Source organism: Neobacillus bataviensis, from assembly GCF_019969725.1.
The window spans coordinates 152,220-164,736 of the sequence record NZ_JAHXYW010000010.1 but is presented as its reverse complement, the minus strand read 5'-3'; the positions used below and the strand labels follow the sequence as shown (position 1 = coordinate 164,736).

The 12,517-nt window shown below is 42.4% G+C and carries 9 protein-coding genes and 1 pseudogene; 1 reads left to right on the top strand and 9 read right to left on the bottom strand.

Annotated features, from left to right (window positions below; translation table 11 throughout):
- Nucleotides 1-83: 83 nt before the first annotated feature.
- The 3 genes from LC455_RS22460 to hutU all read right to left on the bottom strand — a co-directional run bounded on the left by LC455_RS22460 (nucleotide 84) and on the right by hutU (nucleotide 4,451).
- Nucleotides 84-1,253, bottom strand: a complete 1,170-nt coding sequence (locus LC455_RS22460) for a M20/M25/M40 family metallo-hydrolase (protein WP_223594136.1) — start codon at nucleotides 1,251-1,253, stop codon at nucleotides 84-86.
- A 21-nt stretch (nucleotides 1,254-1,274) separates the two neighbouring features.
- The gene (hutI, locus tag LC455_RS22455) at nucleotides 1,275-2,516 is read right to left on the bottom strand and encodes an imidazolonepropionase (protein ID WP_223594134.1); all 1,242 of its coding nucleotides are present in this window, start codon (nucleotides 2,514-2,516) and stop codon (nucleotides 1,275-1,277) included.
- A gap of 213 nt (nucleotides 2,517-2,729) precedes the next feature.
- Nucleotides 2,730-4,451 carry a urocanate hydratase gene (gene hutU / locus LC455_RS22450; protein ID WP_223594132.1) on the bottom strand — a complete coding sequence of 574 codons (1,722 nt, stop codon included), beginning with the start codon at nucleotides 4,449-4,451 and terminating at the stop codon, nucleotides 2,730-2,732.
- Nucleotides 4,452-4,761: 310 nt separating this feature from the next.
- Between hutU and LC455_RS22445 the strand changes: the two genes are divergently transcribed.
- Nucleotides 4,762-6,483, top strand: a complete 1,722-nt coding sequence (locus LC455_RS22445; protein ID WP_223594131.1) for a sigma-54 interaction domain-containing protein — start codon at nucleotides 4,762-4,764, stop codon at nucleotides 6,481-6,483.
- 30 nt (nucleotides 6,484-6,513) lie between these two features.
- Here the strand turns inward: LC455_RS22445 and LC455_RS22440 are convergent, their stop codons facing one another.
- The 6 genes and pseudogenes from LC455_RS22440 to LC455_RS22420 all read right to left on the bottom strand — a co-directional run bounded on the left by LC455_RS22440 (nucleotide 6,514) and on the right by LC455_RS22420 (nucleotide 12,338).
- Nucleotides 6,514-7,470, bottom strand: a complete 957-nt coding sequence (locus LC455_RS22440) for a UDP-glucose dehydrogenase family protein (RefSeq protein WP_317851470.1) — start codon at nucleotides 7,468-7,470, stop codon at nucleotides 6,514-6,516.
- Nucleotides 7,455-7,861, bottom strand: a pseudogene (locus LC455_RS31535) (2-dehydropantoate 2-reductase N-terminal domain-containing protein). The gene LC455_RS22440 and the pseudogene LC455_RS31535 overlap by 16 nt, the downstream one beginning before the upstream one ends.
- A gap of 228 nt (nucleotides 7,862-8,089) precedes the next feature.
- The gene (locus tag LC455_RS22435; protein ID WP_440446418.1) at nucleotides 8,090-8,608 is read right to left on the bottom strand and encodes a YfiT family bacillithiol transferase; all 519 of its coding nucleotides are present in this window, start codon (nucleotides 8,606-8,608) and stop codon (nucleotides 8,090-8,092) included.
- 154 nt (nucleotides 8,609-8,762) lie between these two features.
- The gene (msrA, locus tag LC455_RS22430) at nucleotides 8,763-9,707 is read right to left on the bottom strand and encodes a peptide-methionine (S)-S-oxide reductase MsrA (protein WP_223594128.1); all 945 of its coding nucleotides are present in this window, start codon (nucleotides 9,705-9,707) and stop codon (nucleotides 8,763-8,765) included.
- Nucleotides 9,708-9,812: 105 nt separating this feature from the next.
- Complete coding sequence (locus tag LC455_RS22425; protein ID WP_223594126.1) at nucleotides 9,813-11,438, bottom strand: hypothetical protein; 1,626 nt, start codon at nucleotides 11,436-11,438, stop codon at nucleotides 9,813-9,815.
- Between the two features lie 39 nt (nucleotides 11,439-11,477).
- Nucleotides 11,478-12,338: a hypothetical protein gene (locus tag LC455_RS22420; protein ID WP_223594125.1), complete on the bottom strand. Its 861-nt coding sequence runs from the start codon at nucleotides 12,336-12,338 to the stop codon at nucleotides 11,478-11,480.
- Nucleotides 12,339-12,517 lie beyond the last annotated feature (179 nt).

The window sequence follows — 12,517 nt, the reverse complement described above, 5'->3', positions numbered from 1 at the left end:
ATTAACTCTATTAAACTTAGTTGTTGATTTGCGCTCCAATCAACCTTCTTAAAATTCAACAGCCTAATAAAAAAACATTCCCATTATTCGGCGATTTTATGGTTTACATACCACTGTTCTATCAATGCAGCTGTTAATCGCCCTGTATTAATCAGGTTATCAATGCTAATACATTCCCTGAAGGAATGGATATTTTGGAATCCCAGTCCAAGCGTCAAACAGGTTAGTCCATGTTCATTTAACACATTCGTATCGGCACCGCCTAATGTTTCCGTTAAATACGGCTTCACGTCTATATTTTCAGCCGCAGTTTCCACTGTCTTTACTAAAATATTATCCTCTGGAATATCAAAGCCGAGATACTTTTTCTCAATCCTCACGTCCACTTTTCCGCCCTTTTTCTCGGCGGCCTGCTTCATGACTTCCTCCATATGCTCTAGCTGGGCATCTAATTTCTCCTTTAAAAAACTCCGCACCTCACCGGCAATGGTGACGCTGCCCGGAATGATCGATGTCAGCTCACCGCCTTTGATGATCCCGATATTGGCAAGTGTTTCTTCATCAATGGCACCGAGCTTCATATTCGCTAATCCTTCGGCGGCAAGAATAAACGCGCTGTTACCTTCCTCAGCATTGAGGGCGATATGGGCAGCATTTCCTTGAACCTCCATCCAAATCCGGCTGCTGTACGGTCCTTTTAAAATAATCTGGCCAACATCGCCGCTGCTGTCAAAAATATATCCGGTTTTGCTTTTTGCCTTGCTGTAGTCCATATATGTAGCACCAACTAGGCCTGGCTGTTCATTGACCGTTAAAATCAATTCAAGCGGTCCATGCGGGACCCCGCTCTCGATAATAGCGCGGATCGCTTCCAAATAAGCCGCCAAGGCCGCCCTGTCGTCGGCTCCAAGTATGGTCGTGCCATCTGAATAAATGACGCCTTCTTTAATGACTGGTTTCAATCCTTCCGTTGGCAGTACTGTGTCCATATGGGTTGAGAAAAATAACGGCGGAATCGACGGGTCCGTTCCTTCCCTCCAGGCGATTAAGTTCCCAACTTCTCCATCGAAATTTTTGTGTGCCTCATCAAACTCAAAGGTAAAACCTAACTCAGGCAGTGCCATTTTCAAATACTCCGCCACAAGACTTTCTTTTGTGCTCGGGGCATTTATTTTTGCCAGCTCCAAAAATAATTTCTGCAGGCGGTCCGCATTAATATAGTCAGCGGCTTTTGCTGCTTGATTCGTTCTCATTCAGTGTCCCTCCTTATAGAATTAGCGGCTAACGACAATCTTTCCGTTCTTAATCACAGTTTCCACAATGTTCGTCCCAAGCTCGTAAGCTATATGCTTATAGGTTGGAACATTCCAAATCTGCAAGTCTGCTAGTTTTCCTTCTTCAATGACTCCCCTATCATCGAGGTCAAGAGCCCTTGCGCCGCCATAGGTAGCAGCTTTGATCGCTTCTTCCACAGAGAATTGATAGAGTCGGCAGGCAAGGTTAATCACAAATTGCATCGATTGAGTATAGCAGGCGGGACATAAATCAGTTGCCAAGGCGATGTTCATGCCAAGGTCGAGCATTTTTCGTGCTTCGAATGGACGCTTATGAGCAACCGCAAAATCAAGTGCCGGCATTAACACGCCGGTAACCTTTGCTTCAGCGAGCTTTTCCATTACTTCAACTGGCGTGTAATTCAAATGGTCAATCGACACCATTTTCATTTCGGCTGCGAGGTCCGATCCGCCAATATAGGAATAGGCATCGGCATGAATTTTTGGTTTCATTCCGTACTGGAGCCCGGCTTTCAGGATCATTTCTGATTCCGCTGCGGTAAAATAACCTTCATCACACCAAACATCGCAAAATTCCGCCAGTCCCCGTTCTCCTACCTGCGGAATCATCTCGCTGACGATTTTAAAAAGATATTCCGCTTTCGTTAAATTTTCCGGAAATCCATGGGCACCTAAAAACGTATTAAGTACATCGATGGGTGTTTCTTTATTCAACCTTCTGCTGACTTCTAAAATTTTGATTTCACTCTCGGTCGTCAAACCATAGCCGCTCTTGCTTTCGACTGTAGTGATCCCATAATCCAGCATGTTCATCAGCCGTTTTTTTGATTGTTCAAAGAGCTCTTCAGCGGGTCGATTCCTCGTTAATTCAACAGTTCGGTTCGGTCCTGCAGAAATCCCGAGCTTTTTGGGGTCAAGCCCTGCCACCTTTGCTGTGTACTCTTCTACTCTAGTACCATAAAAAACTAAATGGGTGTGGGAATCTATGAAACCGGGGGCGACAACCTTTCCTTTAGCATCGATGACGGAAGAATGCTCTGTTATGAAGTCCTGCTTTATTTCCTCCTCAGTACCCACAGCAGCAATTTTTCCGTCCTTAATTGCAATCCAGGCATTTTGGAGGACGCCAATATCACTCATGCCTTCGCCCACACAGGTAATGACTTCTGAGGCATTGGTGATCAATAAATCTATTTTTGTCTTCAACTTTGTTTCAGACATTCTTATTAAAAACCTCCAATCTTTATGTAAATCCAAAAAAATTAGACTTTATCAGCGGATTTTTAGAGTTTATCAGTGAATTTTGGGTTTTATCAGCGAATCTGGAGTATTTATCAGCGAATTCCAGAGTTTTATCAGCGAATCAAATACTGAGTAAAAAAGAATAGTAGAGAACAATCCGGGATCTCTACTATCCAGTTTTTCTTTCGATCTTTATGCCTTTACATTTTCCTTTTCTAAATCCTTAGGGCCAAACGTTGCTTTTGGTGACCACCATAACGGAACCTTGATGCTTTCGTTCGTAAGTTTTCCTTTACCATTCGCTACATCACGGGCAGTTTCGTAACCGGCCTGGGCATGGCGGATAACGCCAATTCCTGAGTCAACGGTCATCGCCACTTCCAGTCTCATATCCGATTCTGCTGTACCATCGGCAACCATCGTTACACCGGTGTGAACCGCTTCCCCCATCGAATAGTTCGCTTGAAGGGCAATCAAATCACACATTCCGACTGCGTTTAATAGACCGTTCAATACCGGCCAGTCAGAAATTAAGTCGCCGCCGTCCTTCATATTTTCAGATTCAAAGGTAGGGTTCACAATGGAACCGGAGTCTAAGTTATCTCGTGAAAAAGCAACTGGTCCGGCAAGCTCGCCCTTTCGAATCATGTCATTTACTTTTAAAGCGAATTTCTTCCGCTGTCCAAAGCCCATATAACAAATACGTGCTGGCAAGGCTTCGATTGGAATATGTTCTTTGGCAAGCTTGATCCACCGGGTTACAAGCAAATCATCACTGAATTCTTCTAAAATCATATCGTCAATCTTTCGTAAATCCTCTGCTTCACCGGATAGACAAACCCAGCGGAATGGGCCGCGGCCTTCACAAAAGAGCGGACGGATGTATTCAGCAACGAAGCCTGGCAAACGCTTCGCTTCCTTCGCATCCATGCCGGCATCGATACATTCCTTTCGGATACTTGTACCGTATTCAAATGATTTCACCCCTAAGTCTAAGAACTTAATGAGCGCTTTTAGCTCGCGTACCATCGTTTCACGTGCTTTTTCTAAATAAAGCTCACGGTTTTTATCACGAAGCTCTTCTGCCTCATCGACTGAAAGCCCGGCTGGTAAGTAAGAAATAGGGTCATGGGCTGGGGTCATTGATGTGGCGATGTCTGGCAGGAACCCTTTTTGAATAACTTCTTCAAAAATATCAGCTGCGTTACCAACAACAGCAATCCCTAACGGTTTTCCCGCTGCCGCATATTCCTTCGCCAAGGCGATCGCCTCATCCAAGGAATCTACTAAAACATCAATAAATTTCTTTTCGATACGGCGATTAATGATTTCGACATTGGAATCACAAAGAATGGCGACACCGCCATGCATCGTCATTGCTCTTGTTTGGTTGCCTCCCATACCGCCTGCCCCGGCCGTTAACAGGATTTTACCAACCAGGGAATCGTCATAATGTAAGCGGGCAATCGCTGATAGGGTTTCAAATGTACCTTGGATAACACCTTGGGTACCAATGTACTCCCATGGAGCCGCTGTATAGTTGGCATACATCGTTAAGTTTTTATCTTGAAGATCATAGAATGTCGGCCAGTCAGCCTTCATGATGTTCGTCGTTGCCATGACAACGGTTGGCGCATATTTATGAGTTTTAAAGACGGCTACAGGCATACCGGATTGGACAACCAGTGTTTCATCATCTTCCAGTTCCTTTAACGATTTTACGATGGCGTGGTAGGACTCCCAGTTACGGGCCGCTTTTCCGATCCCGCCATAAATGACGAGTTCTTCCGGCTTTTCAGCGTTCTCCATATTGTTTTCAAGCATCCGCAAGATGGCCTCCTGTCTCCAGCCCTTACAGCGAAGTTCCGGTCCTCTCTGTGCTTTAACGGAATATAAGATTTCTGGTTTTGACATAAATAATTCCTCCTAGATTAAATGGTGTACTCTTATTTTTATATTGCAAGTACCGTGCCAAGATGGAGGAATGGTGCTTTTCTTTAAAAAATTCGCTACTAACCTATTAAATTAATGCTTAGCATATCGAAAAGACCGCAGATAGTTTTTGCAGGGTTTACGGGGGTAAAGTCGATTAAAGCTCCAACATTGAAAACGTTTGCATTTTTTTAATAGTGCAGATAAAATTTGCATGCAGATTATTTTAAACATTCGCAATAAATGTTATATTTTGAAATATAAACAATCTTTTTAAAAGGAGGTTTTTGGTATGAGTAATGCCGCATCAATTGGTTCGCTGGTTAGAAGTCTTGTAGACGGAGTCATTGTCTTAAATGGGAGCTGCGAAATTTTATGGCATGATGTAAATGAGGACCTCCAATTAGATCTTCCTATTGGGAGCAATATTTTTGATTTACTTCCAAATAAGGGAGAACTTTTAGTAGAAAATGATTCCTATCAAATAATAGTAAAGGATAAGAAGCTGGCAGTAGAAGTGAAAAAATTCTTTATGGACCAAGATTATCTGATTCTCAGTATAGAAGATACAACCAATATAACAACCAACCAAAAAGCAAGGTTGTATTGTCTTGAAAAAATTATCGAATCTCTGAATGAAGGCGTGGTGATGAGTGACCACGATGGAAAAATTGTCTTGTACAACGGGACTCAGGAAAAATTAGAAGGTCTGGACAGCAGGGAGATTCTCGGGAAACACCTTTGGGAAGCCTATAATTATAACCCGCAATATTCTGAGCACAAGCATACCTTTAAAACCGGCAAACCGATTTTCTCCAGATATCGGGCTCACGCTACAATCAATGGGGTACCAAAATATGTGAATTATAGTACTTATCCGATTCAGAAGGATGGGGAAACGATTGCTGTTTTTTCGATTAGTACGAATGAATCCAAACTCAAGAACTTGCTTCATGAAACGATTGAGCTCCGGAGGCAGGTCGTTCAATCGAATTCAACTAATCGCCTATTAAAAAATGGGACAACCTTTTCCTTTGATGATATTAAAGGAAAAAGCATTGCCTTAAAAAATCTCATTCTAGAGGCGCAAAATATTGCCATACATAATACCGACGTGTTAATCGTCGGGGAAACGGGAACGGGAAAAGAATTATTTGCCCAAAGTATCCATAACCACAGTCCAAGAGCAGAAAATCCGTTTGTCGCGATTAACTGTGCGGCGATACCGGAAACCCTTTTGGAAAGTACGTTATTTGGGACAGTCAAGGGGGCGTTTACCGGGGCAGCCAACCAGATCGGTCTGTTTGAATATGCCAAGAACGGGACTCTGTTCCTCGATGAAATTAACTCAATGCCGCTCGCGCTGCAATCGAAATTAATCCGTGTTCTACAGGAACGATTAGTTCGAAGAGTGGGGTCAAATGAAGTAACCCCTGTGGAGTGTACTGTAATCAGTGCATCAAACGAGGATCCGGAAAGGTTAATTGAGGAAGGAAAAATGCGCCTCGACTTATTTTATAGACTCGCGCATACAAGTCTCTATATTACTCCTTTAAGGGAGCGCACGGAGGATATTCATTTTTTCATTCATTTTTTCCTCGATAAGTACCGGCGGAAATTTAATAAAGAGGTTCCGAATCTCTCAACTGAGCTGCTCTCGATTCTACTTCAATATCATTGGCCGGGGAACACAAGAGAGCTCGAACATTTAATCGAAAATTTAATCATTCGGGCTGGTGAAAATGATGCGGCAATCGATGTTGACCATCTTCCAGCATTTATGAAGAAGAAATTACTGGCGGCTAAATCGGGGAAGGCAGCAAAGGAAAAGGAGTTGAAGAAGAATCCGTTTAAATCGATCTTCTCCAATTCGCAAGAGCACTATATCCAAAAAACGTTAGATGAAGCGGATTGGAATATCTCGCAGGCAGCCAAAACCCTTGGAATCACCCGTCAAAGTTTGCAGTATCATATTAAAAAACATGGTCTGGTTAAGCCAAGCAGCAGCATCTAAAAGAATAGGAGGTATATACCTCCTATTTTTTTATAAGGTTTCAACTAAAAAAGCCTGTAATTTTGTCCCCTGGCCCACTCCAACATACTTAAATCCCTTTTCTTCCATATACCTTTTTTGATAAATGTTTCTTAAATCAAAGAAAAGCGGTTTTTTGAGGAGTGATTTAACTTTTTCTAAATTAAGATTTCGAAATTGTTTCCACTCGGTGATAATGATTAGGGCATCACTATCCTTCATGGTTTCATATTCATCGCTGCAATAAACAATTCTGTCCCTTAAATGCACTAGTCTCCTATTTGCCTCTTTATAGGCAATCGGATCATAAACTTTAAATTTTGCTCCTTTTTTGGCAAGTTCATTAAGAATGGTAATAGAAGGAGCCTCTCTCATATCGTCAGTATTAGGCTTAAAGGATAAACCCAATACGGCCAGCTGCTTACCCTTCAAATCCCCCATTTCATCACTGATTTTACGGGCCATTAATAGTTTTTGATTTTCATTTGCTTGTATCGTTTGATCAATTAAGGAAAGGGGAGCTCCCATTTGCTTTCCCACTTCTGCTATCGCCCGCGTGTCCTTTGGAAAGCAACTTCCGCCAAAACCTGGACCAGGATGTAAAAACTCCGGACCTATTCTCCCGTCCTTTCCCATTCCATTTGCTACATCCTGAACATTGGCCCCTACCTTTTCGCAAAGATGGGCTATTTCATTCATAAAAGTTACCTTCATCGCAAGAAAAGCATTGGAAGCATACTTAATCATTTCAGCCGTTTCCATATCGGTTACGACATATTGGGAATCATCTAAAAATAATACTCGATACATTTGTTTGATTATATCCACAGCTCTCATTGTTTCAGATCCGATAACAACTCGATCTGGATGTAAGAAATCATCGATGGCTGAGCCCTCTCTTAAAAATTCCGGATTTGCCAGAATATCAAAATCGTAGGAAACTCCTCTAAGTCTTAGTTCTTCAAAAATCCATCCTTTAATCTTTTGGGCAGTGCCAATTGGTACAGTACTTTACTTTTATTAACGATTACCTTGTAACCATTCATATGACTTGCAATTTCCCTCACGGCCGCTTCGATAAATTGTAAATCCGCACTGCCGTCTACAGCTGGGGGAGTACCAACTGCAATCATAATCACATCGCATTCGGATACAGCGCTTTTTAGATCAGTGGTAAAAATTAAGCGTTTAGAATAAATACTTCGTTCTACAATCAAGTCAAGCCCCGGTTCGTAAATAGGAACGATACCTCTCTTAACCCGTTAATTTTTTCGCTATTGTTATCTACACAAGTAACATCTAATCCCAAATCGGCAAGAACAGCACCGGTAACTAAACCAACATAACCAGTACCAATCACCGCAATTTTATTTATCGCCAGACCGCTCACCCCTTGTTCATTTATTATAGTATGCAAAAAAATTATTGCATTCCCGGTAATATATCCATTCGTGATTGATTTCCAAAACTACCATACCAGATTATCTGTTCCTACTACGCAGGTAATTTATGAAAACTAAAAGGAATCAATGTTAATTAGACATTGACCCCCATAATAGATGAAGGCTTTCCCTCTTTATATGTAGGGCTAGCTGCGATTACATGCATTTGCAGCTAGGACATGTGCAAGATGATGCTGACCATGCCAGGAATAAATACCAATATTTTTTCCTACGGTCACTTCTCCTGACTCTGGATGGATAAACTTCTTATCTAAATCATTAGGACTTAGATTTCGCAGCAGATGGACCCAGCGGCTGTGCAAAGCTTCAAGCAGCGAAAGTGAAATATCAACCGGCAAGCTGGAATCCGGCAGTTCAGCCCATTTGCCTTCATCATATGGCTTGATGACAGGAATTTTCTCTGTAAGAGCTAATTTAAAACGAATATAGGCATTCATATGGCTATCCGCAAGGTGATGGACTACCTGCCGGACTGTCCACCCTCCAGAACGATAAGGTGTATCCAGTTGTCTATCATTTAAGCCACTTACCGCATCCCGTAACAATCCAGGTAATGCTTCAATCTCATTGATCCAGCACTCCATAACAGCGGGCGTAATCTCTCCATCATACTGAAATTTCCCAATAGGATATCTCGGGTCCATTTCCATTCCTCCTCATGAAAAAAGGACCGCTCATTTATCAGAGCAGTCCCAAAGTGCGTAAAGGTGGGCATCACCCTTATTTGAACTTATTATTGCTGCTGAGTATTTAGTATTACAAATGGCAAATAAATTTTTAAGCGAAAAAGAATGTCGATTATTCAAACAGCTTTATAAACTCTCCATACCCTTCTTCCAGGAGTTTATCCTTTGGCACAAACCGGAGGGCCGCTGAATTAATGCAGTACCGTGCACGGTCGGGGCCTGGTCCATCGTCAAATACGTGACCGAGATGGGAATCCGCCGTTTTGCCTCGGACCTCGATTCTCCTCATTCCATGCGAGGTATCAAAACGCTCTTCAATTTCCATCCGGCGAAGCGGCTTCGTAAAGCTCGGCCAACCGCAGCCTGCATCATATTTATCGGTTGAACTGAACAGAGGCTCGCCCGAGATAATATCCACATAAATGCCCTCAACCGTATGATTCCAATATTCATTTTGGAACGGCGGCTCTGTTTTGTTATTCCTGGTAACTTCAAACTGAAGCGGCGTCAGTTCCTTTCGTAATTCCTCATCACTTTTGCGCTTCTTCCAGTTTTCTCGAATAAAGCGCGCCCGCCCGGAACCTTCCTGATAGTGGTTATAGTGAAATGGCATTTTTTTATAATAATATTGATGCTTTTCCTCCGCCTTATAAAAAGGGCCTGCGGGGAGGATTTCTGTTACAATCGGCTGTTCAAAACGCCCGCTCTCGGCAAGCTCCCTTTTTGAAGCCTCCGCCATCTCACGCTGGGCTTCATTATGATAAAAAATTGCCGTCCGATACGAAAGCCCTCGATCATTAAACTGACCGCCTGCATCTGTTGGGTCAATTTGCTGCCAAAACAGCTCCAGTAATTTTTTATAAGGAAAGATTTCGGGGTCAAAGATAATCTGAACTGCTTCATAATGGCCGGTTGCATCAGAACATACTTCCTCATAAGTAGGGTTTTCAGTATGGCCGCCTATATAGCCGGAGGTTACTTCTTGAATCCCAGGCTGTTCGTCGAATGGTGATACCATGCACCAAAAGCAGCCGCCTGCAAATGTTGCTTTTTCCATCGGTGGTCAACTCCTTATTCATTATGATTATTACCTTTAGAATAAACAAAATGCAATAAAAAAAGAAACCGAAGGAAAGATCCATCGGTTTCTTTGAATAATAGATTATTCTTGTGTAGAAGCATCAACAGTAGTTTCTTCTGTTACTGCTTCTTCAGAAACTTTTACACCAGCTAATACAGCAGAATTTGCAGCTGCATGTTCTACTGCATTTTGGCTTGCATTTACGCTAGCTTGAGCTTTTGCTTTGTTTGCTGCAGATTTGTTTACTTCTGCAGCTTCTTCAGTTACTAATTCTTCTGTTGCAGTTTCTTCAGTTACTGCTTCTGTTGCTTCTGTTGTAGTTTCTTCAGTTACCGCTTCTGTTGCTTCTGTTGCAGTTTCTTCAGTTACCGCTTCTGTTGCTTCTTCTCCAGCTTCTTCAGTTACTGCTTCTGTTGCTTCTTCTCCAGCTTCTTCAGTTACTGCTTCTGTTGCTTCTTTTCCAGCTTCTTCAGTTACTGCTTCTGTTGTATCTGCAGTTTCATCAGTGACTACTTCTGTTGCTTCTTCCCCAGCTTGTTCAGTTTCAGTTGCTGCTTTTGCAGCTTCATTGGCAATTACTACAGCTGAGTTCTTTGATGCATGTTCTAAAGCAGTTGCACTTGCATGAGTCGCTTGAGACTTTGCTTTGTTCGCATAAGAAGGATTAACCTTAGCATCTTCTTCAGTTACCGCTTCTGTTGCTTCTTCTCCAGCTTCTTCAGTTACTGCTTCTGTTGCTTCTTCTCCAGCTTCTTCAGTTACTGCTTCTGTCGCTTCTTCTCCAGCTTCTTCAGTTACTGCTTCTGTTGCATCTGTTGCAGTTTCATCAGTTACTGCTTCTGTTGTTTCTGTTGCAGTTTCATCAGTTACTGCATCTGTTGCTTCTTCCCCAGCCTGTTCAGTTTCAGTTGCTGCTTTTGCAGCTTCATTGGCAATTACTACGGCTGAGTTCTTTGATGCATGTTCTAAAGCAGTTGCACTTGCATGAGTCGCTTGAGATTTTGCTTTGTTCGCAAAAGAAGGATTAACCTTTGCTTCTTTCTCATCATCTTCTTCAGTTACCGCTTCTGCTTCGTCTTCATCCTTTGTTTTGACTACAGCTTCCGTTTTAATAGCAGTTTGCTTAGAATCAGAATCTTGATCTTCATCAGCATCTTCTTTATCTTCCGTTTTCACGGCAGTCTCGGAATCTACTTCTTCAGACTTTTCCTCTTCTTTAACAGCTTCATCGTCAGTTTTTACAGCTTCTTCTGTTTCAACTTCTGTTGTTGCAGTAGCTTCCGCTTGATTTTCAACTGTTTCTTCAACAGGTACAGTTGCAGCCTCTTCTGTTGCTGGTTCTTGAACCTGAGCTTCCTCTGTTTTTGCCTCTTCAGTTTTTCCAACCTTACCTAAAACGGCAGAGTTTGGATTAGCATGCCATTTTGCATTCTCGCTTGCATGATAGATAGCTTGGGATTTGCTCGCCTTTTCAGCTTTTGGCTGCTCTTTAACTGCCGGTGCTGCAGGCTTCACTTGAACTGCTGGCTTAGCATTGACCTGAACTTTTACACTTTGTTCAGTTTTTACATGAACGTTTTGTCCAGCTTTTTCCTTGCCAAGACCAGCCGCTTCAGTAAAATGTCCTCCTGCAAATACTCCAAACGATACTGCTCCAGCCAATACGAAAGATTTCACAACAGAATTAGGGTTTAAGTAATGTTTCATTTTTAAATTCGCTCCTTTTATTATCATGTCCCGTGGCATTTAGCGGCGGTTAACCATTTTTAATAAAGGAGCTTCTTGTGGCGGTGGTGCCGGCGGCGCATTCACCCATTGATTAGTCAATAATGCAGACCGTGAAAGGTACAGTTGGACAAATTTGATTTCATAGTATTTATTCCATTCAAACCACTTATCCAACGAACTTATCATGTTTAGCCCCTGGCTGACTCGATCATTTGACGACCCGCCTGAACTATTGGAACGTTGAGTTGGGTTCGTCGCCCGATCAGCGTTAGGGATTTCATCATTTTTGGCAGGGACCTTTCTTTTACTTGCTGGTTTCTCCGCAAGTGGTTCATTAGGTTCTAGCTTATTCGGTTGCGATAAATGTGAATCTTCCCTTTGAGCTTCTAATCGGCTCGTTGACTCGCCTGGATTATTTACACCAAGGTTAGAAGAAACAGACAAATTTTCAGATGCCTGCGTATCCTTTCCTAACCCCTGGTTACTTTCGTTTGTCATGGCTTTTTTCTGTTGCCCTGGTGCCTCAACGTTTTTCTCTGTCTTTTTTATAACAGACTGGCCGTTTCCTTTTGCCTGAACTGGCAAACTTTTCGGCGCTACCGCTGCTTTTTGTGATGCAGCTTGTTGAGTACCATAGTTGGATACCTGTTGTTTTACAGTAGCCTGATTTTTATTAGCAGGTGCAGGTACTGTTTTTTCCGGTGACTTTGCTTGGACGTCAGCTTGCAGGTTTTTGCTATCAGCTTGTGCTGCCTGTACAGCCGCATTTTGGGCATTCTGCTGCCCGCTAAGCTCGTTCTTTTCTGCAAAGGCATTGTGTGGTAAAAACAAGGCTGCTCCAACCATAAGGCCTGAAATAATAAAATGGCGGAAGTGCAATCTCTCACCCCCTTTCAACGAATCATTTCTTACATGACAGCATTCGACTCGTTAAAACATTTTTTGACCGTTTTCTCCTTTTCTCATTAGAAACGATTCTTTTCACCTAAAAGCTCATGATTCAAAATACCTCAATATTGAATAGAATTAGGACTTTGTTCTGAAGGAAAGTAATAAAT

Bases quoted from the DNA above. Each gene is read 5' to 3' on its own strand.
- LC455_RS22445 (WP_223594131.1), top strand. From the start codon at position 4,762: ATGAGTAATGCCGCATCAATTGGTTCGCTGGTTAGAAGTCTTGTAGAC.
- msrA (WP_223594128.1), bottom strand. From the start codon at position 9,707: ATGGAAAAAGCAACATTTGCAGGCGGCTGCTTTTGGTGCATGGTATCA.
- hutI (WP_223594134.1), bottom strand. From the start codon at position 2,516: ATGTCTGAAACAAAGTTGAAGACAAAAATAGATTTATTGATCACCAAT.
- hutU (WP_223594132.1), bottom strand. From the start codon at position 4,451: ATGTCAAAACCAGAAATCTTATATTCCGTTAAAGCACAGAGAGGACCG.
- LC455_RS22425 (WP_223594126.1), bottom strand. From the start codon at position 11,438: ATGAAACATTACTTAAACCCTAATTCTGTTGTGAAATCTTTCGTATTG.
- LC455_RS22435 (WP_440446418.1), bottom strand. From the start codon at position 8,608: ATGGACCCGAGATATCCTATTGGGAAATTTCAGTATGATGGAGAGATT.
- LC455_RS22460 (WP_223594136.1), bottom strand. From the start codon at position 1,253: ATGAGAACGAATCAAGCAGCAAAAGCCGCTGACTATATTAATGCGGAC.